At 33.2% G+C, this 24,120-nt stretch carries 14 protein-coding genes; 11 read left to right on the forward strand and 3 right to left on the reverse strand.

From position 1 onward, the window contains the following. Nucleotides 1-2,991: a M1 family metallopeptidase gene (locus N4A35_07645; protein ID MCT4581276.1), complete on the reverse strand. Its 2,991-nt coding sequence runs from the start codon at nt 2,989-2,991 to the stop codon at nt 1-3. 187 nt (nt 2,992-3,178) lie between these two features. Between N4A35_07645 and N4A35_07650 the strand changes: the two genes are divergently transcribed. From N4A35_07650 to N4A35_07695, 10 genes are all read left to right on the forward strand, one after another. Continuing rightward, nucleotides 3,179-3,559 (forward strand): hypothetical protein, encoded by a 381-nt coding sequence (locus tag N4A35_07650; GenBank protein ID MCT4581277.1) that lies wholly within the window; start codon nt 3,179-3,181, stop codon nt 3,557-3,559. A gap of 63 nt (nt 3,560-3,622) precedes the next feature. Beyond that, nucleotides 3,623-6,346, forward strand: coding sequence for an AAA domain-containing protein (locus tag N4A35_07655; protein MCT4581278.1), 2,724 nt, complete (start codon nt 3,623-3,625; stop codon nt 6,344-6,346). Nucleotides 6,347-6,451: 105 nt separating this feature from the next. Next, a complete protein-coding gene (locus N4A35_07660) occupies nt 6,452-7,720 on the forward strand; it encodes a hypothetical protein (GenBank protein MCT4581279.1) in 1,269 nt (422 codons plus the stop codon). Nucleotides 7,721-7,809: 89 nt separating this feature from the next. After that, nucleotides 7,810-8,511: a class I SAM-dependent methyltransferase gene (locus tag N4A35_07665; protein MCT4581280.1), complete on the forward strand. Its 702-nt coding sequence runs from the start codon at nt 7,810-7,812 to the stop codon at nt 8,509-8,511. Continuing rightward, on the forward strand, nt 8,508-9,902 hold the full coding sequence (locus tag N4A35_07670) for a c-type cytochrome (GenBank protein ID MCT4581281.1): 1,395 nt from the start codon (nt 8,508-8,510) through the stop codon (nt 9,900-9,902). The genes N4A35_07665 and N4A35_07670 overlap by 4 nt, the downstream gene beginning before the upstream one ends. 2 nt (nt 9,903-9,904) lie before the next feature. Further along, nucleotides 9,905-10,966, forward strand: coding sequence for an imelysin family protein (locus N4A35_07675; GenBank protein ID MCT4581282.1), 1,062 nt, complete (start codon nt 9,905-9,907; stop codon nt 10,964-10,966). 137 nt (nt 10,967-11,103) lie between these two features. Then, on the forward strand, nt 11,104-14,496 hold the full coding sequence (secA, locus tag N4A35_07680; protein MCT4581283.1) for a preprotein translocase subunit SecA: 3,393 nt from the start codon (nt 11,104-11,106) through the stop codon (nt 14,494-14,496). Nucleotides 14,497-14,564: 68 nt separating this feature from the next. Further along, nucleotides 14,565-15,224: a hypothetical protein gene (locus N4A35_07685; GenBank protein ID MCT4581284.1), complete on the forward strand. Its 660-nt coding sequence runs from the start codon at nt 14,565-14,567 to the stop codon at nt 15,222-15,224. Nucleotides 15,225-15,810: 586 nt separating this feature from the next. Further along, nucleotides 15,811-17,601, forward strand: coding sequence for a tetratricopeptide repeat protein (locus N4A35_07690; GenBank protein ID MCT4581285.1), 1,791 nt, complete (start codon nt 15,811-15,813; stop codon nt 17,599-17,601). A 139-nt stretch (nt 17,602-17,740) separates the two neighbouring features. Continuing rightward, nucleotides 17,741-19,795, forward strand: coding sequence for a VCBS repeat-containing protein (locus N4A35_07695; GenBank protein ID MCT4581286.1), 2,055 nt, complete (start codon nt 17,741-17,743; stop codon nt 19,793-19,795). A gap of 76 nt (nt 19,796-19,871) precedes the next feature. Here N4A35_07695 and N4A35_07700 read toward each other — a convergent pair whose 3' ends face one another. Next, nucleotides 19,872-22,091 (reverse strand): NADP-dependent isocitrate dehydrogenase, encoded by a 2,220-nt coding sequence (locus tag N4A35_07700; GenBank protein MCT4581287.1) that lies wholly within the window; start codon nt 22,089-22,091, stop codon nt 19,872-19,874. Between the two features lie 251 nt (nt 22,092-22,342). On the opposite strand from N4A35_07700, the gene N4A35_07705 reads away from it, so the two are divergent. Continuing rightward, nucleotides 22,343-22,972: a peroxiredoxin gene (locus N4A35_07705; protein MCT4581288.1), complete on the forward strand. Its 630-nt coding sequence runs from the start codon at nt 22,343-22,345 to the stop codon at nt 22,970-22,972. Between the two features lie 77 nt (nt 22,973-23,049). Here N4A35_07705 and gap read toward each other — a convergent pair whose 3' ends face one another. After that, nucleotides 23,050-24,045 carry a type I glyceraldehyde-3-phosphate dehydrogenase gene (gap, locus tag N4A35_07710; protein ID MCT4581289.1) on the reverse strand — a complete coding sequence of 332 codons (996 nt, stop codon included), beginning with the start codon at nt 24,043-24,045 and terminating at the stop codon, nt 23,050-23,052. Between the last annotated feature and the right edge of the window lie 75 nt (nt 24,046-24,120).

The raw sequence follows: 24,120 nt of genomic DNA on the forward strand, positions 1-24,120 counted from the left end.
CTATGGTTTGATTGATTGGATAATTTTAAAAGGATTCATGGAGTTAAAGTGAATGACAAAAGTCATACGTTGCCAAAAAGTGATACCGTTATAATCGAATTCTTTTTGAATGTTTTCTGAAAACAATAACGGCATATAAAGCTCAATAAAATTTTTCTTAATAGGAATGTATAGGCCTACATCAAAATTACTACCAATCTTGTTTGTAATAATTCCTTGATTATTTTCTTTATAAGGGTAATAACCAATATCAGCAAAAATTCCAATAGGGAGTTTAGGTAAGTCTAGTTTCGTATTTAGTGCAAGTATCCAGTTGTTACTACTTCCTGTGTTTGTAAAAGTTTTAAAACCTCCATGTGAATTGCCTAATTGCTGAGCTAAGAAATTAGGATAATTACTTGTTCTCCCCAGAAAAGTATTGTTAAACATGTAGTCATATAAACCTGTTTGACCACTCATACGCCAATTATATCTAGAATTAGTGTTTGCATATAATGACTTTCCTGCAAAAAGACGAAATGAAATCCCATCTCTTTTTAAGTTGTAATTAATTCTCATTTTTCCAGTTAAACTTATGGTATTTACAACCTCATTATTACTATTGTCTCCATAAGTATAATCAACTTTTAATGAAGCAGGTTTTAGTGTTTGTTTATTTTGAATCTGGTAGCTGAAATCAAAATAGTTGGAAGAAACTCCTGTGCTATCACTATAGCACTTTTCTCTAATATTGTGGAATGAAAGGGCAAAAGATTGTTTAGGTGCTGTCCTCAATTTTTTATTATAGAGTTCAGCATTTAAGTTGACAGAATGCTTATACCAAGCAATATTGTTTTCTGAAATCTGTTCAGCATAAGAGAATGATTTAGCCTCGTATCCTAAACTTACTTTTCTAAATATAGGCGTAGGGTACCAGTTGTAGTAGATAGATCCAAGTCCAGTTATTGCTTTGTTTTGAAAAGAGTACATAGGTATTGCTAGCCACTCAAGCTTTTTCTCAGGAAAAGTAGTGTTATAAAATGCTAAACCTAGCATTCCTCGGTCAGTTTCATTCCATCCAACTAATGGTAAAAAGTTGATGGTATAATAATCTCTATTTTCTATTTCTCCTAACAGTTTAAGTTTAATTGGTCTAGATTTTTTTAGTATTCCACTGGTTTTAATAACATCATTTGTACGGTCAATCTCAGGAATGTCTTTATCATAGTCTAGCACAAGTTTGTATGCTGTTTGGGGTAAAGAGAAGTTTTGTTTTCCATAAAAACCATCCGACCATTGTTTGAAAAGAATACTATCATTTTTATCTAGTCCATAAATAGATATTGGAGCAGCAATATCGCTGTTGTTTTTGACAGTTAAAGTGTTTGAACTCTTTTGATAAGCGCTCATTTTATAGTCAATCTTTTTAGTGGTTTGAATATAATCTTGAAAGAACCAACTCAAGTCTTTTTTGGAAACACTTTCAAAAACTGCTTTAACATCTTTAGGTTGCGGATGTTTAAATTTCCATTCATCAAAGTAGGTGTGCATGCACTGATTAAATAAGGAATCGCCTAAATAAGCTAATAAGTAATCAAATCCAATCGCCGTTTTGGAATAGATAATAGTACCATAATTGGTAGGAGTAAATAACGAAGCTGGTGATTCAATAGGTTGGTCATAGTTCCTTCTTGCTGCATATAAATAGGATAAATCGTGTAATCCCCTTGCTTGGTACTGATCTAGCCCGATTTTTTTAGCAACATTCTTATTGACTAATCCAATCCCAGAATTAGGGTGTAGGGTTTCAGTAGTTCTGTTCTCAGTATAGGAGTTCATTCCTTCATCCATCCATGCATGTTTACGCTCATTAGACCCCAGTATTCCATAAAACCAATTGTGTCCAACTTCATGGATAATCACTTGTTCAAGAGCACTAGGAGTATAAGATGTTCCAATAACAGTTACATTAGGATATTCCATACCAGCCCCAGCTGTCAGCGCCCCATCAATAGCAGTAACCTGATTATAGGGATAATCTCCAGTCCATAATGAATAGTAATAAATGGAGCTATCTAAATAAGCAATAGCATCTTTCCATAAATGTGATTCGCTATTGGTAAACATAGCCCAAGTAGTGACTTTTCTTTTGGAATGAGGTAAGGTCACTTCTCCTTTTAAAACATGCCATCTTTTATCAACAAAAAAAGCAAAATCATGAACATTATCTTGATGATAATGAAGTGTTTTTAATTTTTTAGAGCTTTTGGGAGTGCTCATATCTGTATAGGCTTTATAGCCACCACTTTCAATTAATAATTGAGTTTTTTTGACTTTTTTATCTAACCATTCTAGCTCTTTTTCTCCATTGACTAAATCACCAGTGGCTCCCACAACATAATTTTCTGGAAGCGTAATCTTTACATCATAACTCCCGTACTCTGAGTAAAATTCACCTTGGCTAAGGTAGGGCATTACATTCCAACCATTCTCATCATAAACAGCTGGTTTAGGAAACCATTGAGTTAATTGATATGCTTGTCCCAAATGTCCAAGTCTAGAAATATTACCATAAGGAATTTTAACCCTGAAAGGAGTAGTAATGGTCACACTCTTATTAGGAGGTAGAGGTTTATTTAAATAAACTTTTACATAATCAATGTTGTCATCATACACTAACTTTAAACGCTGGTTGTTAATTTTAAAATCCAATGAATCGATATGACCTCTATTTTGATCAGGAGAAAAGTGGAACGTTAAATCTCCTGCTTGGTTTAATTGTTCAGCAAGAGCTGTAGCGTTATTTTTATAGGCGTTAGGCCATAAGTGAAAATAAATAAAAGAAAGCGTGTCTCTAGAGTTATTGATGTATTCAATTTTTTCAAAAGCGTTTAATTCATGTAAGGAATCATTTAAGGTAACGTCTATGGTTGTGTTCACCTCTTGCTGAAAATACTGTGAAAATGAAATAATTTGAGTAAATACCAATAAGGTTAGAGCTAAATGTTTCATAGGAGCTAATTTTCTTAAAACAAATATAATTGAAAAGTTTTTAAATTATAAATGTTATAATAGTATAGTATATCGTGTTTTTTTAACGAAAGTTAAGTTAAATAGGTGTTAAAGTTCGTTTTATGGTGGTTTATTGTTGATTTATTGTTAGATTTGTCTGGCAAGAATACCCTAAAGAGTTTAAAGTATGGAAACTAGAACATTGCGTTTTGGAACTATTAAAATAATTTCGAAGAACCTCATTCATTTCTGTTACAATAAAGGAATAGAAGTAGGGGTAAATGAAATGCAGGAAATTATCCAAATTCTAGTGGATTATGTAGCTGAGAATGGGAAGATAAAATTGGTTTTGGAAATACCTCCAACAACAATGACCAATTTAGAGGCAATGACTTATTTAAATGAGAATAAATACAAAAATGAAAATACGATAGCAGTTGCTTTAGTAACAAAAGCAATAGCGCAACGTTTAAATTCAAAGTTTTATCATACCAAGGTTGAAGTTGGTGTTCCCACAGAGTTTTTTAAATCGGTAGAAGAAGCTTTAACTTGGCTTTCACAAGTTTAAGTAGTTAAAAAGAGGGAAGCTTGTAGCTTATTTTTCTGAATTTATTTTTTATTTTTGAGGTAAATGAAGTTTGATTTTACCTTACAGCAGTTAATCGCATATTATCGGGAGTGTTATGAGTTAGATAATAAACAGCTTGAAGTTTTTGATTTTTATTCTAAACAAATTACTAACCGATTAATTCTATCTTCTTCTAAAATTTTATTGGATAAAGAAGTTGTTCAGAAAGTTAATTTCGATTGGGGGAATGCGGTTTCGAAAAAACTCAGGGTTTATGAAAAAGAGTTGGACTTGTACGCCTGTTCTTACTTTCTAAAAGCAAAAGTTAAGGTCTTAGGAAGAAATAAAGTAGCCAGTATACCTGTTTTTTTGACTCCATTATCATTAAAGTTTGAAGCACCAAATTATAGTGTTTCACAAACAATCAAGCAAACAATTGTTAATCCTACTGCGCTAAAAGTAATTCAAGAATTACATCCTGAATTAGTCGAGGAAACTATAGATCGTCAACTCCAATCCATTTGGAAAATTGCAGATGCTAAAAAGAGATTAAGGGTGTTACAAGAGAAGTTCAAAGGTATAGACTATTCTTTTTTTCAAGATTCAAGCCGTTTCTTCTCAGAGAAAAAATTAAAAGGAGCAATAAAAACAGAGGGGCTTAATTTATTATTACCAGCAATAGGTTTAGCACTACTAAAAAAGCCAACAGCTAGTAGGGGAGTATTGGCAGAATTAAAAGACATCGCCTTAGAGAATAAGTTTTATCCACAATTGATTGAAAGCTTATTTTTAGGAACGAACTACAACATAACAGCAGAGTCGAAAGAAACGATTCATGTGCCAGTTAACTTGAGTATTCCTCAGCAAAATATTATTAAGTCTGCCTATCAGAATAATATCACACTTGCAGTTGGGCCTCCAGGAACAGGGAAGTCATTTACGATAGCAAGCATAGCTGTTGATGCAATAGCGAATGGAAAATCGGTGTTAATAGCCTCAAAAAACGATCAAGCTCTTAAAGTCATTGCCGAAAAACTGGAAAAGGACTTCTTTGCTAAAGAGAATATCATTTCTGGTGGGGAGAAATATTTTGTAAGAAAACTGTTGAATAAGTTTAAAGATATCTTGAATGGCGTAGCTGATGATAGTTATTATGATTCTTTAAGAAAGGAGGTTAAAGCACAACACAAGTCATTAAGAAAAATCAATGCTGCAATACATAGGTTAGAAGAGAAGATAAAGGAAAAGTCTAATGATGAATTGGAAGTAACAGAGCTACTATTATCGGAAGATAACTGGTCAAAAAAGATCAAATTGTTTTTTAAAAGTAGAACAATCAAAAACCTTGAAGAGTTAGAAAGAGATATCAGTACCTTAGCTCATCAAATAGAGTTAAGAAAAGAATGGATGAAACATTTGTTGCTTTGTATTGCTAACTTAAGAGTTGCGGAAGCGATAAGAGATACTCAGACCAGAGAAGTTTTCAAAAAAATGGTTAAAGTAATTGAGTCGGATTCAGGTTTAGAAAAGGAGTCATTATTTTATTCTTTAGATTTTAAAAAGGTCTTAAAAGCTTTTCCTATTTGGTTGGTCAACTTAAAAGAGCTTAATCAATACTTGCCACTTCAGGATGGAATTTTTGATTTAGTGGTTATGGATGAAGCGACGCAATGTGATATTGCCAGTTCCATTCCATTGTTGTTTCGAGGAAAAAGAGCAGTTATTGTAGGAGATCCTAAACAGTTGCGACACGTTTCTTTTCTTGCATACGACACTCAACAAGAGTTAGCAATAAAATACGGTGTAGAAAAGTTTAATTCGAAATTATTAGATTACCGAAACGCTAGTATTTTAGATGTAGTAATGGAAACAATTACAGCTCAAAATCAGGTTCATTACCTCGATGAACATTATCGAAGTATGCCAGATATAGTCGAGTTTAGTAATGAGGAGTTTTATAATAACTCGTTAAACATTATGACTTTCAAATCAAAAAATGATTTAGAAGAAAATATCGAAATTCAGTATTGTAGTGGAGAGCGAAAAAATAACGGAGTTAATCAGGGAGAAATAGATGCTATTTTTAACAAAATAAAACATAACCTTTCTCTAAAAGAAGAACGTTATAGTGTGGGAATTATCTCTCCATTTGCCAATCAAGTCAAAGCAATACAAAAGCAAGTTAGTACAGCCTTTAAGGTAGAAGAATTGAACAAAATAGATTTGTTAGTTGGAACGCCCTATCATTTCCAAGGAGAAGAAAGAGATGAAGTACATCTATCATTTACTGTAGATGAGTATACAGCAGGCAATGTTTATACTTATTTAAATAAGGAAGATGTTTTTAATGTAGCGATAACTCGTGCAAGAAAACGGCAATATATTTACCTTTCAATCGATACCATACCCCATGATTCTTATCATTTATTGCATCGGTATATTCGTTCAATTAAAAACGAAGAATTAGCTAATTTCAAGACCACCAATACATTGGATTATTTCTTGAATGAAGTCAAAGATTGGTTAAAGGAATTGGAAGTAACTGTATTTGTCGCTAGAGAGCTTGCTGGGGTAACGATCGATCTTCTGGTAGAAAGGGGGGATCAGTTATACGCCATAGATTTAGTAGGTTATCCAGGAGTCTATCAAGCAACATTTCCTATTGAAAAATACAAAACCTTATACCGAATGGGGGTAGAAGTAGTTGTTGTACCTTTTAGTTTTTGGTATCGTAAAAATGAAGCATGTAAAACATTTTTGATAGACAAATTCAAGTTGAACAGATAAAGCTTGTTATTTAGAATGATTAAAAATACCGTTTTTGTGGTATTGTAGAGTTTCTTTTCGAGAACTACTTTTGCCGTCAATTTAAAATCAATCTAAATAACAATTATGAATACAAAAACATTAACATTACTAGCAATAAGTTCGGCTGTAGCGTTTGGAAGTTGTAAGAAAAAAGGATGTACGGATGAAACCGCAACTAACTATAGTGAAGAAGCAAAGAAAGATGATGGTTCATGTGAATACTCAATTTTAGTTCAGAATAAAGAATTAATTAGTCAAGTTAAAGCGAATTATGCAAATATTGTTTATCAATCCTATTTGGATGCTTACAATAAAGCGGGAGATTTAAAAACAGCAATTATTGCATTTGTAGATAACCCATCTCAAAATGGTTTAGATAATGCGAAGCAAGCATGGTTAGATGCACGAGAACCTTATGGACAAACAGAAGTTTATCGTTTTGCTAATGGACCTATTGATGCTGAAGATGGTCCAGAGGGATTATTAAATGCTTGGCCATTAGATGAGGGATATGTTGATTATATTGCAGGAAACGCAACGTCTGGAATTATTAATGATGTAGCAGGATATCCAACATTAAGCGCAAGTGTTTTAGAAGCTGCAAATGAGGCTGGAGCTGCAGAAAATGTATCAATAGGATACCATGCTATTGAATTTTTATTGTGGGGACAGGATGATGCCAATACAGCATTGCAAACTGCAGGTCAAAGACCTTATACTGATTATGTTACTGGAGGTGCAGGTACAGCTTCTAATCAAGATAGAAGAGGACAATATTTAAAAATTTGTGCAACTTTATTAGTCGATCATTTAGAATTAATGGTAAATGATTGGAACCCAAATGGAGGAAGTAATTATTACTCAACTTTTATGGGATTATCAGATGCTAAAGTTGTGACCAACATTATTACAGGTATGGCAACTTTAAGTAAGTCAGAATTAGCAGGAGAAAGAGTTTTTGTTGCTTTACAAAATCAAAATCAAGAAGATGAGCATTCTTGTTTTGCCGATAATACTCACCGAGATATTATTACCAATGCTGATGGAATTAGAAACGTTTATACAGGTAGCTATACTAAAGTTGATGGTTCTGTTGTTTCTGGAAAAGGAATAAAAGATTTAATTACAGCAGTTAATACTTCAATTGCAGGAGAATTAAATACTTTATTTTCAGATGTCAATAGTGCAGTGAATGCTATTCCCGTTCCTTTTGATCATGGTTTAACTCAGGAAAGTGTAGGTGGAACTGGGCCAATTATGACAAGTGTCACAAAATTACAAGCACAAGGAGATAAACTTGTTGAAGCAGGAGCTGCAATTGGTATTTCAATTAGTACTGCATTACCTGAATAGAAGACGCTATATAACGCTGGTTTTTATAAAGTAAACAAAAGAGGTTTAATAAAAAACCTCTTTTGTTGTTTGAATAAAAAAACGACATCATGGATCATCAAAAAAAGATAGAACTAACATCAATCAATATCTTAGAGTTGGAAAAGCAACTAAGCTGTCCATCGGGAGAAAGCGGTGTTGCAGTCTCTAAGGTTATGAACGAGACCAATTTTAATATGTCACTTGATTCTATAAAACAATTAGAATTAGGTCACGATGACTTTATTCTAGAAATAGGTCATGGAAATTGTGGACATTTGCCTAAAGTGTTTGAGTTGGGAGGGAATAACATCTCTTATTTTGGGATAGAAATTTCTGAAACAATGAAATTAGAAGCTGAAAAGCTTAATCGAATAAGTAGAGCAAATCAAAGGGCATCTTTTTATCTTTATGATGGGAATAGAATACCTTTTTCTGAAGACTCATTTGATAAAGTGATGACCGTAAATACAATATACTTTTGGAAAAAACCAATTGATTTTTTATTAGAAATAGGAAGAGTAGTGCGACCTAATGGAATTTTTGCTTTGACTTTTGTAGAAGAACAATCAATGAAGAGCTTGCCATTTGTTAGGGAACGCTTTAATCTATTTAGTAAAAGTAAATTAAGATTGCTTATTAGTAAAACTGAATGGAAGTTGATAACGTTTGTTGATCAATATGAGAGGGTGAAAAGTAAAACAGGAGAGTGGGTCGATAGACATTTTATTGTGGCAAAATTAAGCAATCAAAAAAAGGAGTTGGAGTCATGAAATATGTGTATTTAGTTGTAGTAATTTTTCTTTTTTCTTGTAAGAAAGATCAGGCTAAAGATCCAAATATTGCTGATTACGAACCTGGAGAAGAGCTCCCGGGAGGTGATCAAACCGGAGGAAACCATTCAGAAAACGCTTTTAGTTTTGCAATACCAGGTTTATTCGGAGGAGATGAATTAAATTTTTTTGTTGGAGATTCATTTTTTAATCAAAATTGGGTTTCTGCTCCTGCTTCAACAACTGCTAGAGATGGTCTAGGACCAACTTTTAATTCAAGGTCTTGTTCTGGATGTCACCCAAAAGATGGTAGAGGTCGGCCACCAGAATACCAAGGAGAAAAATCTGTAGGTTTACTATTGAGGTTGAGTAAATCTGGTATTGGAAATCATGGTGAGCCTTTAGGTACGGATAACTACGGGACACAGTTAAATGATATTGGTATATACGGAATTAGTGAGGAGGGAGAAATCCAGATAATTTATAATGAAATACAAGGAAACTATGACGATGGAGAGGCTTATTCTTTGAGAGCTCCTACCTATTCGATTGTTAATACAAATTATGGCCCACTTCCAGCTGACTTAATGATCTCACCAAGAGTGGGGCAACAAATGATCGGGCTAGGGTTATTGGAAGCTATTACAGATCACGATCTTTTAAGTCATGTTGATGAAGAAGACTCAGATCAAGATGGAATTTCAGGTAAAGTAAATTATGTGTGGAATGTAGAAACTAATACAACAACATTAGGCCGTTTTGGGTGGAAAGCTAATGAACCAACGCTAAAACAACAAACTGCAGGAGCATTTTTAGGTGATATAGGAATAACCACTTCTCTTTTTCCTTTTAACAATTGTCCGAGTACTCAGGTCGATTGTGGACAACAACCGAATGGAGGAACGCCTGAATTGGAAGATGAAGATTTAGATTTTACGACTTTGTATGTCAGTACATTGGCTGTTCCAAGTCGATTAAGAGCTAAAGAAGAAAAAGTGTTAAGAGGTAAAAAGATCTTTAATGAAATAGGTTGTGTTAAATGCCATGTAGCAAGTTATCGGACAGGTAATCATCCAACATTTACGGCTTTATCACATCAAAAAATATGGCCATATACAGATTTGCTTTTACATGATATGGGAGAAGGTTTAGCCGATAATCGTCCAGATTTTTTAGCTGACGGAAACGAATGGCGTACACCTCCATTATGGGGAATTGGATTATTTCAAACAGTCAATAAACACACGTATTATTTGCATGACGGACGAGCAAGAAATCTTTCCGAAGCAATCTTATGGCATGGAGGAGAAGGAGAACAAGCCAAAAACAAGTTTAAAGCACTCAATAAAGAGGAACGAACATATTTATTAGAATTTTTAAATTCATTATAACAATGACTAAATACAATATATTGTTGATAACAATCTTACTTGTCTTTGCGACATGTAAAAGAAAAGAAACAATCAAAGAAAATACATTTGATAAAGAGATGATGTTGAGAGGAATAGCCGATAATTATATTCTTCAACGTATAAAAGCCTTTGATCAGGTTGCTGTTGAATTGGAAGAGGCTGTTGCCCTTTTTGTAGATTCTGTTACACTCAATCATTTAGAGGTTGTAAAACATCAATGGAAAGTAACCAATAGAATTTATAAAGAATGTAGAATTTACAATATTGGAGCCATTAAGGAAACGTATGCGCACCTACGTATAGAGACTCGCCCCGCAAATTCAAGTTTTATAGAAAATAATATTGCCGATTCCTTGGCTGTAATTGATGATACTTATTTTGAAACAATTGGTTTCTCTTCAAAAGGATTGGGAGGAATTGAATATTTACTTTTCCATGATACCCCCCAAAATGTAATGAATGAGTTTCAGGAGGAACGAAGAAAAGCGTATTTAAAAGGGGCGGTAGATGATGTCACCAAAAACATGTCCATGATCTCCAATACCTGGAGAGATAGCTATTATCAACAGTTTTGTACAGCGGTTACTCCAGGTTTAGAATCTTCAGTTAATCTTATCGTCAATAAACTGGTTGAGGTTACTGAAAAGATTTATCAAGAAAAATTAGGAAAACCTCTGGGTAAAAAAGATGGAATTGTTGATGCTAATAGAACTGAAGCCCCTTTAAGCAGACAATCTGTCCACTTTATTCAACACGAATTAACAGCTATTGAACATACCTTTAAAAATGGGCTATACGATTATTTAGATGCAATGAAGTTGACCAAAAATAACGAGAAACTATCTAAGGTGATTCAATTACAAATTCAAAAAATTCAAACAACGATAGGGAAAATAGACAGTATTGAAGAAGATATCAGCAATCAAACAGGTAAATCAGAGGTGCTATATGATGAATTCAAAACGTTGTTAGTTTTATTAAAAGTAGATGTGATTAGTGGCTTGAATATTATCTTTATGATTAATGATAATGATGGAGATTAAGCCTTTCAATTCTTAAGAAAAGCCTTTTTGTCATGTTTTTTGTTTTGGTATGAATTATGAATAGCTAAAAATCCATAAAAAGTACATAAATAACCGACAAATCCTTTACTTTTGTCAGTTCAAAATAAAAATAAGCAATGATAAGCGGATTATTAAAAAAGATATTTGGGGACAAATCCCAAAAAGATATAAAAGCTTTACAACCTTATGTTGATCAAATTAATGAAGTATTTCAACAATTAAAAGGGATTTCTGATGATGAACTAAGAGCAAAAACCATCGCGTTTAAAACCAAAATTTCAGAATATACAGCACAGACCCAAACTCAGATAAAGGAGTTAAAAGAACAAGCAAAAAGCCATACAATTTCGATTCACGATAAAGAGGGACTTTTCAATAAGATAGAAGAGTTAGAGAAAGAAGATGATGAATTGTTAGAAGAAGTGCTGTTGGAAATTTTACCTGAAGCATTTGCAGTTGTAAAAGAAACATCTAGACGTTTAGCAGAGAATAAAAAGTTAGTTGTTACGGCTAACGAAAACGATAAGAAGATAGCTGCCAACAACGACTATGTAGAAATTGAGGGAGATAAAGCGATTTGGCATAATGAATGGGATGCTGCTGGAACCCAGGTTGTTTGGAATATGGTACACTATGATGTCCAGTTAATGGGAGGTAGTGCGTTACACCAAGGTAAAATTGCAGAGATGCAAACTGGAGAAGGGAAAACATTGGTTTCTACTTTACCCGTTTATTTAAATGCATTAGCAGGTAAAGGTGTCCACGTTGTTACGGTAAATGATTACTTAGCACGTCGTGATGCACAATGGATGGGGCCTTTATATGAGTTTCATGGAATGCGCGTTGATTGTATTGATAATCATCAACCACACTCTGAAGGAAGAATAAATGCCTATAAAGCAGATATTACGTTTGGAACCAACAATGAGTTTGGATTCGACTATTTAAGAGATAACATGGTGAGCTCACCAGAAGAAATCGTTCAACAAAAGCATCATTTTGCAATTATCGATGAGGTCGATTCTGTATTAGTTGATGATGCCAGAACACCTTTAATTATTTCTGGACCAACAGCAAGAGGTGGACAACAAGAGTTTGTTGAGTTAAAACCACAAATTGAACGTTTAGTTACTGCACAACGTAAATTAATAACATCATTATTAAGTGAAGCAAAAACGAAGTTGACGAAAGCTGAAAAATCTCAAGATAAAAAAGAGATTAAAGCATTGCAGGAAGAAGGTGGATTAGCATTATTACGTTCGTATAGAGGATTGCCTAAAAATAAACCTTTAATTAAGTATTTAAGTGAGCCTGGTATCAAAGTTCAGTTGCAAAAAGTAGAAAACTTCTACATGCAAGATAATAACAAAGAAATGCCAAAAGCAGATGAGGTATTATACTTTGTAATTGATGAAAAAAGTAATACAATTGATCTGACTGAAAAAGGGATCGATTTAATTTCAGGAAAAGATAACCCTAATTTTTATGTACTACCTGATATCGGAGAGCAAACGGTTGAAATCGAAAACTCTGAAAAATCTGATGAAGAAAAATTAGCCGCTAAAGATGCTATGATGAGAGACTACACTGTAAAAGCAGAGCGTATTCACTCGATGAATCAGTTGTTAAAGGCTTATACACTTTTCGAAAAAGAGGTAGAATATATTGTTCAAGAAAACAAGGTGAAATTAGTCGATGAGCAAACAGGTCGTGTAATGGACGGTCGTCGTTATTCTGATGGATTACACCAAGCGATTGAAGCTAAAGAAAATGTAAAAGTTGAAGCAGCATCACAAACCTATGCTACTATTACATTACAGAATTTCTTCAGAATGTACCACAAATTAGCGGGGATGACTGGTACAGCCGAAACTGAAGCATCTGAGTTATGGGATATTTATAAATTAGATGTTGTAGTTGTACCTACCAATAAGCCAATTGCAAGAAAAGATAAAGAAGATTTAGTTTATAAAACCGCTCGTGAAAAATACAATGGAATTATAGCAGAAGTTGAACGTCTAAGAAATTCAGGGAGACCAGTTTTAGTTGGTACTACTACAGTAGAAATTTCTGAATTATTAAGTAAGATGTTGAACATGCGTAAGATTCCACATCAAGTATTGAATGCAAAATTACACCAAAGTGAAGCTGAAGTAGTTGCTAAAGCAGGGCAACCAGGTACTGTAACTATTGCCACCAATATGGCAGGTCGTGGTACAGATATTAAGCTAGGAGAGGGAGTAAAAGAAGCAGGTGGTTTAGCAATTATTGGTACAGAACGTCACGATTCACGTCGTGTTGATAGACAGTTAAGAGGTCGTGCTGGTCGTCAGGGAGATCCAGGTTCTTCTCAGTTCTTTGTTTCTTTGGAGGATAACCTAATGCGTATGTTTGGTTCTGAAAGAATAGCCAAAATGATGGATAGAATGGGGCATAAAGAAGGGGAAGTTATTCAAGCTGGAATGATTACTAAATCTATCGAAAGAGCGCAAAAGAAAGTAGAAGAGAATAACTTTGGAATTCGTAAGCGTTTATTGGAGTTTGATGATGTTATGAACGCGCAAAGAACTGCCATTTATTCTAGAAGAAAAAATGCTTTATTTGGAGATAAATTAGACTTAGATTTAGATAACATCTTTGATGAATTAGCAGAGCAATTAGTTAAAGAATACAAAAAGTCGAATGATTTTGAAGCGTTTAACTTGGGCGTGATTACTACTTTTGGAATGGAAGTGCCTGTAGAAGAAAACGAAGCAATGTCAATGGATTTTAACGCATTAACAGATGCTGTTTACCACAAAGCTGTTGAAACATATCAAAGAAAAGTAAAAACTAACCTTGCGAAGATTGAGCCAGTAGTTAAAAAAGTGTTTGAAGAGCAAGGGGAGAACTTTGAAACAATTCAAGTGCCGTTTACTGATGGTAAGAAGATGATTAACTTAACAACGGCATTGAAAGAAGCAAATGATACAGATGGAGTAAGTGTTGTTAAAACATTAGAAAAACGTATCACTTTAGCATTGATAGATGATGAGTGGAAAGAGCATTTAAGAGAAATGGATGACTTAAAACAATCTGTTTATCATGCTCAATACGAGCAAAAAGATCCATTGTTGATCTATAAATTAGAGGGATATGATTTGTTTATAAACATGATGAATGGATTGAATAAAGAGATCGTTTCTTTCTTAATCAAAGCAGAAATTCCAGTACAAGGAAATGCTCCTGTACAAACGCCTAAAGCAAATTTACAACCAGCTCCGACCCCTGATTTAAGTCAAGTTAGAACTAACAAAGAAGATGTTGGTGAAGCTACTGAGCAAAATAGACAAGCTGCTCAAAATAGTGGAGGGCAAAGACCAAAACCACAACCAGTTGTTTCAACAAAGAAATATGGTCGAAATGACCGTGTTAAAGTCTTAAATTTAAGAAGTGGAGAAACACAAGAGATGAAGTTTAAACAAGCAGAAGCGCTAATCACTTCAGGATCTTGGCAATTGGTTGATTAAAGACGTCGATAATTAGATAAAAAAGCTCTTGTTTTAAAGCAAGAGCTTTTTTTATAAATAAACCATCAATGGCTAAAAAATATACTCAAAAATACCTTGTAGAAACTGGTGATAACTCAAATTATGTAGCGATTACTTGGATGGCTGGATTGTATGATTTTAAGATTTATCATAATGAGACATTAGTTTCAAGTGTCGCTAGTTTTAAAGAATTGGCAAAAGGTGTGGAATTGTTTTCCCCTGAGTTAGGTAACTTGTATATCAAAGTATTACAAAAACCTTTGGGGTTTGAAGTTAAGTTAGGAGATAGGTATTTGGAAGGTTCTAGAATTATAGCAGAAGAAAAATTAAGAGCGATATCATCCATCTTTTATGTTGTTGGAGGGCTTACCTTATTGACAAGTTTTAGGATTCATTTTTCTGAAAATATACTATTGTCTATTGTCAACTCTCTCCCTACGTTTGTCGCCATATTTTATTTATTTGCTGGTTGGAAGATCAGAAAAGGATTTATTTGGCCTTATATAGTAGGAGGTGTATTGTTTATTGCCTTTACTGTATTAATGATATTAGCTTTAGGTTGGCCTGGAATTCCATCACATGTTTTACGAATTCTGTTTTCGGGATTAATATTAAGTCATGTAAAATATATTATTACACTATATAAACACAGAATAGCTGTTAAGGAAATGAATCCCCTTTCTTCAGCTGATATTTTAGACAATTAATATGCTCTAGCTAAAGCGCAATAAAAAACAAATTGATATAAAATGGAATAAGTTTTCTGGTGAATATGATTTTTAGAAAAGAAAATGAACAAGATTAAAACATATAGACAGGAGTTTTTCTTTTCCAAATCGAAACAGAATTATATCGTATTAAAATGGGAAAATGGATTTAAGAATTTCAACGTTTTTTTATAATCACAATTTAATTCAAGAAATAGATGGATTTGAGCATCTAAAAAAGGGGTGAATATTGATGCTAATGATATCAGTTCGTTTTATAAAAAAAGGTTATTTACTTTTATTTATGATAGATATTTTAATAATAAGCTCAGGCATTTTATATTTGTTTTTCAAAGTTTTTGGATTTTCCTGAGGCAAAATCGTACGAAAATGTTGTATTAGGCATTGTTTTATATAGTATTGGTATTTTTATGTTGATTTTCATGTTTGGAAATATTAAAGCAATGCTGTCTCTCTATAAAAACAAGGTAGCATGGAATAGTTTAGAAACAAAGAGCAGTGATATATTGGATGATTTTTAAATTGTAAAAGGGGTATGAGTAGACAGGTGTGCTTGTTTTTTATTATGTTTTCGATAGTTTCAATTTATGGTTTTGGAGCTAATCGTATAGCCTTTGAAAATGGAGTAAACGAACTTTCTCCAATGGATACCTTAATCCAATTAAAGAATCATTATAAGAAGAAAAAGAGCTTAGAAAAGGAGAACGAGATTAATCGAATTATAGCTAAAAAGTATTTTATTGAAGGCGATTACATCAATTCAAATAAGTATTATGAACCTTCAATTCAATATTACAGAGCCTCACAGGACACCATAAATATTATTCGAGTACTTAGAGGAATAGCAGGGAATAATATAAAATTATCAAAAGAAGAAGGTGTTGTAACCAAATACTTGAACGAAGCTAAACTGTTAGCAATAGAAAGTAATCAGGTTAGAGAAGCTACAGCTATTGATATCACTTTAGCAGCATATTATAGCGAAAGGAGTAAATTTATTGAAGCATTTAAGCTTTTCGATAAATCAAAGGAAGTAGTAGTAGAGCACAATTATTCTAAGTTAGAGTATACGATAGCGTTTAATCTTGGTAATTTATATGCAAATATTGAGGAATATGATAAAGCAATAATACATTATAAGGACGGCTTTCAAATTGCATTAGAGCTTCAAAATGAAGCGGTGCAAGTCTTTTTTCAGGAAGCTCTGGCTTCAGTATATCAAAACAAAGCGGATTACCAGAAGGCACTGGAATATTATAGAGTAGCATTAGATTATAATTTGGAAGTTAATAATATCAACCATACCATCTATTGTTATTTGGTGATGTCGGAGTGTTATAATAAATTAAACGATTTTAAAAATGCTGACTATTACTTGGGTGAAGCAGAGACAATTATTTCAAAAACTCAAGCAGGATATTTGTTGGCGTATTTTAATCAGCTTAGTGGGAATAAAGCATCGAAAAATAAGAATTATCGTATTGCTCTAGAGTTATACCATATTGCGTACGACCAATATTTGCAAATAGGAAATAAAGAAAGTCAAAAAGAATTATCTAAATCAATAAGCCTTTGTTATGAGCAACTTGGAGCCTTTGAACAAAGCTTAGAGTTTATGAAAATCCACAAGAAGCTAGAAAGTGAACTTTCTACCGATTTAATTGCAATGAAAATCAAATTGTATGAATCCAATGTAGCAATAGAAACTTTAAGTAATGAAAAAAGAATAGAAGAGCTAGAAAATAAAAACTATGTTTTAATTCTTTGGGGAGGTGGCATTTTAGTTATAAGTGTTCTCCTGATAGCAATTGTTGGTTTTATCAAATATTATAAGAGTAATAAAATTAATATTGAGCAGAAAAAAAATGAGTTAACTAAAGCCAATGATGATAAGAGAAAAATTTATGATGATTACTTAAAGAAAGAAAAAGACAACAGTGAATTATCAAGCGAATTAAACTTAAAGTCTAGTAAACTTCAGGAGTTATTTTTCAAGTTAAAAGAAAAGAATGTTTTGTTAGATGATGTCATACTCAAACTTGATGCAGATAAAAATACGGTACTGACAAAGAAATTAACCAAAGCTAAATTTACAAAAGAAGAACTTGCGATAATAAATGAGGAACTAACCTTGTTGAACAAATCTTTTCATAAAAATCTATTAAAGGATTACCCTAATTTAACAATGAAAGATTTAAAGCTGGCCACATTATTGAAAATTGATTTAACTTCAAAAGAGATTGCAGATATTTTATATATATCGAGCTCAAGTGTAGATGTTTCTAGATCTAGGTTGAGAAAGAAAATGGATTTGCAAAGAACAGAAAATCTAAAAGATATATTAAATAAGTATTAAGTAAAAATAGTTGATAATCAATTTGTTCCAGTGTGTTGTATAGATTTTATTAAGATTTGTTTAGAATTGGATAAGTATATTCATCGTTAGGATTAGCTAATATTCAGGCATTTTTGTAGAGTATATAAAAATGACAATTATGAAAAATAGTTACTTCAGTTTATTCCTTATAGGATTTACTTTTTTTAGTCAGACTAAAATAAAAGCACAGCCATTTACCCCAGAAAAAATTATATCAACAACTATAATGAATCACCCAGAGACCGTTTTTGCTTTTGATGCAGATAGTGATGGTGATGTAGATGTTGTTTCTGCTGGAAAAACAGATGAAAAGTTATTTTGGTATGAAAATTTAGGAAATGGAATTTTCTCTAATGAAACATTAATAGATAATAATGTTGGAGATGTTGTAGATCTTTATGCTTCTGATATAGACGGAGATAGTGATTTAGATGTATTTGCTGTAGCTTATGATTCTGATCAAATCATGTGGTTTGAGAATTTGGGAGGAGGCAATTTTTCTACAAAAAATGTAATTCCTAATGGGCAATATGCTTATGGGCCAGCCTCAATTAGAGTAGCAGATATAGATGGAGATGGATTGAAAGATGTAGTTGTTGCTTCAGCACGCTTGAATGATAGAATAATATGGTATAAAAACGCAGGAAGTAATAACTTCACCTATACTGCATCACAAATTGTAGCACAGGGTTCTGTTATTACAGAGACTTATTCAATAGAGCTACTGGATGTAGACAATGATGGTGATAAAGATATTGTGTCAGCTTCTTATGGTGACAATCAAATTGCTTGGCATGAAAATACAGGAAACGGAAGTTTTGCTGCTTTAAGTATTATTAGTTCTAATGCTGATGGTGCTAGGAGAGTTTTTATTCAAGATATAGATGGAGATGGAGATAAAGATATTGTGTCAGCTTCAATTTTAGACGATAAAATTGCATGGTATGAAAATCAGGGGGCTGGAAACTTCTCTAGTGAAAATGTTATCGCTACAACTGTCAATGGTGCTACAGATGTGTATGCCGTAGACCTTGATGGCGATGGTGATAATGATGTAATAGCTAGTGGAGCAAATGGATGGGAAGTAAGCTGGTTTGAAAACATAGGGAGTGGTTCTTTTTCTTCAAAAAATATTTTAAATTCTAATGCAAGTTATGTTTTTTCTGTTTTTGCAGCAGATTTAAATAATGATGGAGCTGTAGATGTACTTTCTGCTTCTCCTAATGATGATAAAGTAGCATGGTATAAAAACTTAAGGCTGTGCGCAACAACTTATGATTCGATATCAAGTGTCATTTGTCAAGGAGACTCATATATTTTTGAAGGTCAGGCCTTAAGTATTTCAGGTGTATATTACGATACTTTAATAAATCTTGAGGGGTGTGATAGTGTGCGAATTTTAGATTTAACTGTAGAACCAATGCTTACGCCAACTATGACGATTTCATCTTCGTCTGGAACAGAGTTTTGTGATGGGAATGCTTTCTCATTTTCAGCCAATATTGGGAGTGCCCCAGTAAATTATACATTGCAATGGAAAAAAGATGGAACAAATATAGTAGGGGAGAATGCTTTAGTCTACTCCGGTAATGTTAATGCAGCTTTTGATGATGTTCAAATTTCCTGTTTGTTAACGACACCTGATCAGTGCGTTTCAGTAAATTCATTAGAAAGCACAGCGATAACGCTCAATGTTAGCGATGCCCCTGTTGTTAATATCACCTTTGATGGGACTGTTCTTTCTACAGGAGCCGGATATGATAGTTATCAATGGTACATAGATAACGTTGCTATTACAGGTGCTGTGTCTAATCTATATACTCCAACTCAAAATGGAGAATATGAAGTGCATGTAATCAATGAGAATTGTGAAGGAGTAGATGCTTATAGTTTAATTTCTATGGAGGTAGAAAATAGCCAACTAATAAAAGGAAAATTAAGAGTTTATCCTACATTATTGAGTCCTGGGGATGTGTTAACAATAGAGCGTAAAGAAAATATAGAAGGGACTTTATTGATAACTGGTATAGATGGAAAAGTTGTGAAAGAAATAGGAATTAATCAAGATAAAACGAAGCTCACTTTACCGAGTTTAAGTTCTGGTGTATTTATTTTGGTTTTTAACTCAGGTGATAAAGTCTATTATAAACAAAAGTTGATTGTTTTAGATTAGTTAGTATGATAATCGAAAATAAAAAAGCCGATGTAATTCAATCACATCGGCTTTTTAGTTTAAACTTGGTATCTAATTATAGAGAAGAAATCACTTCATTTAAAGTAGAACTTGGACGCATAGCTTTAGCTTCCAATTCTCCCTCACAGAAATAATATCCACCAATATTTACAGCATCTCCTTGTGCGTCATTCAACTCATTAACGATTTTCGTTTCGTTAGTAGAAAGTTGTTCAGCGATAGGAGCAAAAGTAGCTTTTAAATCAGCATCTTTATCTTGTTTCGCTAATTCCTCAGCCCAATATTTTGCTAAGTAATAATGGCTACCTCTATTGTCTAATTCTTTTACCTTACGAGAAGGTGATTTTCCATTACTTAATAAACTAACTGTAGCATTATCCAATGCCTCTCCTAAAATAGAAGCCTTAGGATTGTTTTCTTTTTCTCCAACAAAGTCTAATGAAACCGCTAAAGCTAAAAACTCACCTAAAGAATCCCATCTTAAGTGTCCTTCAGAAGTAAATTGTTGAACGTGCTTTGGTGCAGAACCACCAGCTCCAGTTTCGAATAATCCACCTCCATTCATTAATGGTACGATAGAAAGCATTTTAGCACTTGTTCCTAATTCTAAAATAGGGAATAAGTCTGTTAAGTAATCTCTTAATACATTACCAGTAACAGATATCGTATCTTCTCCTTTAGCTATTCTTTCTAAAGAAAAACGAGTCGCTTCAATAGGAGAAAGGATTTGAATATCTAACCCTTCTGTATTGTGATTAGGTAAATAAGCGTTTACTTTTTTGATTAACTCAGCATCATGTGCTCTTTCAGAGTTCAGCCAGAAGATAGCAGGAACATTTGTTGCTCTAGCTCTACTTACAGCTAGTTTAACCCAGTCTTGAACAGGAGCATCTTTTACCTGGCACATTCTCCAAATATCACCCTCTTCAACATCGTGTTCCATTAATACAGTTCCATCAGCGTCAGTTACTTTTACAGTTCCTTCAAATGGAATTTCAAATGTTTTATCGTGTGATCCATATTCCTCCGCTTTTTGAGCCATTAATCCAACATTAGGAACAGTTCCCATAGTTGTTGGGTCAAAAGCACCATTTTCTTTACAGAAATTGATGGTTTCAGTATAAACACCAGCATAACTACTATCTGGAATTACAGCTTTGGTATCTTGTTGCTTTCCTTCTTTGTTCCACATCTGACCTGAAGTACGAATCATTGCAGGCATAGAAGCATCAATAATTACATCACTTGGGACGTGTAAATTGGTAATTCCTTTGTCAGAATCAACCATTGCTACATCTGGTCTAGCAGCAAAACATTTTTCGATATCCGCTTCAATTTCAGCTTTTTTATCAGCAGGTAATTCGTCTAATTTTGAAACTAAGTTACCAAAACCGTTTCTTACATTCACACCAAGTTCATTCAAGGTATCTCCATGTTTATCAAAAACATCTTTAAAGAAGACTGATACAGCATGACCAAATATAATTGGATCAGAAACTTTCATCATCGTTGCTTTCATGTGCAATGAAAATAAAATTCCTTGGGCTTTAGCATCTTCAATTTCTCTAGTTAAGAAATCGATTAATGCTTTTTTGCGCATTACTGTTGCATCAATAATTTCACCTTCTAACAAAGCAATACCACTTTTTAGATTGGTTGTCTTACCATCTTTACCTACAAGGTCAATATTTACGCTAGTAGCGTTCGATACAGTTACAGATTTTTCATTAGAAGCAAAATCGTTTTCCCCCATAGTAGCCACATGAGTTTTTGAATCTTTACTCCAAGCTCCCATTGAGTGAGGATGTTGTTTAGCATATTGCTTAACAGGTTTTGGTGCCCTTCTGTCAGAATTTCCTTCTCTTAAGACAGGGTTAACAGCACTACCTTTAATCTTGTCATATTTAGCTTTAATCGCTTTTTCCTCTTCAGTTTCAGGAGAATCTGGATAGTTAGGTAAGTTATACCCAATAGCTTGTAATTCTTTAATTGCAGCCTTTAATTGAGGAATTGATGCACTAATGTTAGGCAATTTAATGATGTTAGCTTCAGGAAGCTTAACTAATTGACCTAATTCGGCTAAATCATCTGAAATTTGTTGCTCAGGCTTTAAATATTCAGGAAAAGTAGAAATAACTCTTCCCGCTAAAGAAATATCTTTAGTTTCTACCTCAATATCAGCATGTTTGGTAAATGCTTTTACAATTGGTAATAAAGATTGAGTTGCTAAAGCTGGAGCCTCATCTGTTTTAGTGTAAATGATTTTTGATGCCATTTTTATTTATTTAAATTATATTTTAACGATTAATATTGTGGTGCTAATGTACGGAATTTAGTGAGTTTTATCAAGGAGAAAAGAGAGGAAAATAAGATAAAACCAGAGAAAATATTGGAACAGAATTATTCAATACTTTTTTAACAATGTTTATGAAAATTGTGAATATGATTTTTCTAGCAAATCAATTTTTTAGCAGTACTTTTGTTTACTAAAATAAATTATTAATAATCATAAAAACAAAAAATAAAATGGGAGTTTTAGTAGGAAAAAAAGCACCAGATTTTTCAGCACAAGCAGTAATCAATGGTAACGATATCGTTGAGAATTTTACTTTAGAACAGTTTAAAGGGAAATATGTCGTATTATTCTTTTACCCAAAAGATTTTACATTTGTTTGCCCAACAGAGTTGTTTGCTTTTCAAGAAAAATTAGAAGACTTTAAAAAGAAAAATGTTGAAGTAGTAGCTGTTTCTACAGATACAGAACAGTCTCACTGGGGATGGTTACAGTTAGCTAAAAACAAAGGAGGTATCGAAGGTGTAACTTATCCTTTAGTTGCTGATACAAACAAAACAATCTCTATGAACTATGATGTTTTAGCTGGAGACTTTGCTTGGAATGAAGAAGGAGAGATGATCGCAGAAGGAGAGTTGATTGCTTATAGAGGTTTATTCTTAATTGATAAAGAAGGAATCGTTAGACATCAGTTAGTTAATGATTTACCATTGGGAAGAAATGTTGATGAAGCATTAAGAATGGTAGATGCATTACAATTTGTTGAAGAAAATGGTGAAGCATGCCCTGCAAACTGGAATGAAGGGAAAGATGGATTAACAACAACTCACGAAGGTGTTGCTGACTATTTAGCTTCTCACTAAGATTAGATAAATCTAGGTATTAAAAAAGGCTTATTTCATTTGAAATAAGCCTTTTTCTTTGGTGTTATATTTAAAGTTTATCCTACTAGGTTAATTAAATCTGCTAAACGGTTGGAATACCCTGTTTCATTATCATACCATCCAACAACTTTCACAAGTCTACCATTAACTTCAGTCAACAGTCCATCAATGATACAAGAATGAGGATTACCAATAATATCAGAAGATACTATTGGATCTTCAGTGTACTCTAAAATACCTTTTAAATTGGTTTCAGAAGCTTTTTTAAACACTGCGTTGATAGCTTCTTTAGTCGTAGGTTGTTTCACTAAAAAAGTAATGTCAGTCAATGAACCATCAGGAGTAGGAACACGGACAGCTGAACCGTTGATTTTACCCTCTAAATGTGGTAAAATTTTAGTAACAGCTATTGCAGCACCAGTAGTAGTCGGGATAATTGATTCGGCAGCAGCTCTAGCTCTTCTATAGTCTCTATGTGGTGCATCCAAAATTCTTTGATCGCCAGTATAGGAGTGAATGGTGGTTAAATAGCTACTTTCAATACCACATAAATCATCAATAATCTTAACCATTGGCGCAGCACAATTGGTAGTACATGATGCATTACTAATAACTTCTTCATTGCCATTTAAAATGGCTTCGTTAATTCCAATAACAACAGATGGTACATCCCCACTTTTTGCAGGAGCAGAGATGATTACTTTTTTTGCACCTGCAGTAATATGCTTACTTGCTGATTCTTTAGTCCTAAAAATACCTGTACATTCAACAACAATATCAATTCCTAGTTCTTTCCATGGTAAGTGCTCAGGATTCTTTTCATTAAAAACTTGAATTTCTTTATTGTCGATAGATAAGGAGTGCTCAGTGTAACTAATCTCTCCTGGAAATTGTCTATGGATAGAATCATATTGAAGCAAATGTGATAGCATTTTAGAATCTGCTAAATCGTTAACAGCAACAAGTTCTATATTGTTATGCTTTGTGATCGCTCTGGTAAGAACACGACCGATTCTTCCAAAACCATTGATGGCTATTTTTACTTTATTCATTATATTTATTCAGTTTTATAGTTCGATTTGTTCTAAACAAAAATACATAAAAAAAGCCTTAGTAAATTTACTAAG

This window comes from Flavobacteriales bacterium (assembly GCA_025210295.1).
Lineage (GTDB): Bacteria > Bacteroidota > Bacteroidia > Flavobacteriales_D > Parvicellaceae > S010-51.

Excerpts from the sequence above, each read along its gene's own strand:
- N4A35_07645 (MCT4581276.1), bottom strand. The coding sequence starts at position 2,991 with ATGAAACATTTAGCTCTAACCTTATTGGTATTTACTCAAATTATTTCA.
- N4A35_07650 (MCT4581277.1), top strand. The coding sequence starts at position 3,179 with ATGGAAACTAGAACATTGCGTTTTGGAACTATTAAAATAATTTCGAAG.
- N4A35_07655 (MCT4581278.1), top strand. The coding sequence starts at position 3,623 with ATGAAGTTTGATTTTACCTTACAGCAGTTAATCGCATATTATCGGGAG.
- N4A35_07660 (MCT4581279.1), top strand. The coding sequence starts at position 6,452 with ATGAATACAAAAACATTAACATTACTAGCAATAAGTTCGGCTGTAGCG.
- N4A35_07665 (MCT4581280.1), top strand. The coding sequence starts at position 7,810 with ATGGATCATCAAAAAAAGATAGAACTAACATCAATCAATATCTTAGAG.
- N4A35_07670 (MCT4581281.1), top strand. The coding sequence starts at position 8,508 with ATGAAATATGTGTATTTAGTTGTAGTAATTTTTCTTTTTTCTTGTAAG.
- N4A35_07675 (MCT4581282.1), top strand. The coding sequence starts at position 9,905 with ATGACTAAATACAATATATTGTTGATAACAATCTTACTTGTCTTTGCG.
- secA (MCT4581283.1), top strand. The coding sequence starts at position 11,104 with ATGATAAGCGGATTATTAAAAAAGATATTTGGGGACAAATCCCAAAAA.
- N4A35_07685 (MCT4581284.1), top strand. The coding sequence starts at position 14,565 with ATGGCTAAAAAATATACTCAAAAATACCTTGTAGAAACTGGTGATAAC.
- N4A35_07690 (MCT4581285.1), top strand. The coding sequence starts at position 15,811 with ATGTTTTCGATAGTTTCAATTTATGGTTTTGGAGCTAATCGTATAGCC.
- N4A35_07695 (MCT4581286.1), top strand. The coding sequence starts at position 17,741 with ATGAAAAATAGTTACTTCAGTTTATTCCTTATAGGATTTACTTTTTTT.
- N4A35_07700 (MCT4581287.1), bottom strand. The coding sequence starts at position 22,091 with ATGGCATCAAAAATCATTTACACTAAAACAGATGAGGCTCCAGCTTTA.
- N4A35_07705 (MCT4581288.1), top strand. The coding sequence starts at position 22,343 with ATGGGAGTTTTAGTAGGAAAAAAAGCACCAGATTTTTCAGCACAAGCA.
- gap (MCT4581289.1), bottom strand. The coding sequence starts at position 24,045 with ATGAATAAAGTAAAAATAGCCATCAATGGTTTTGGAAGAATCGGTCGT.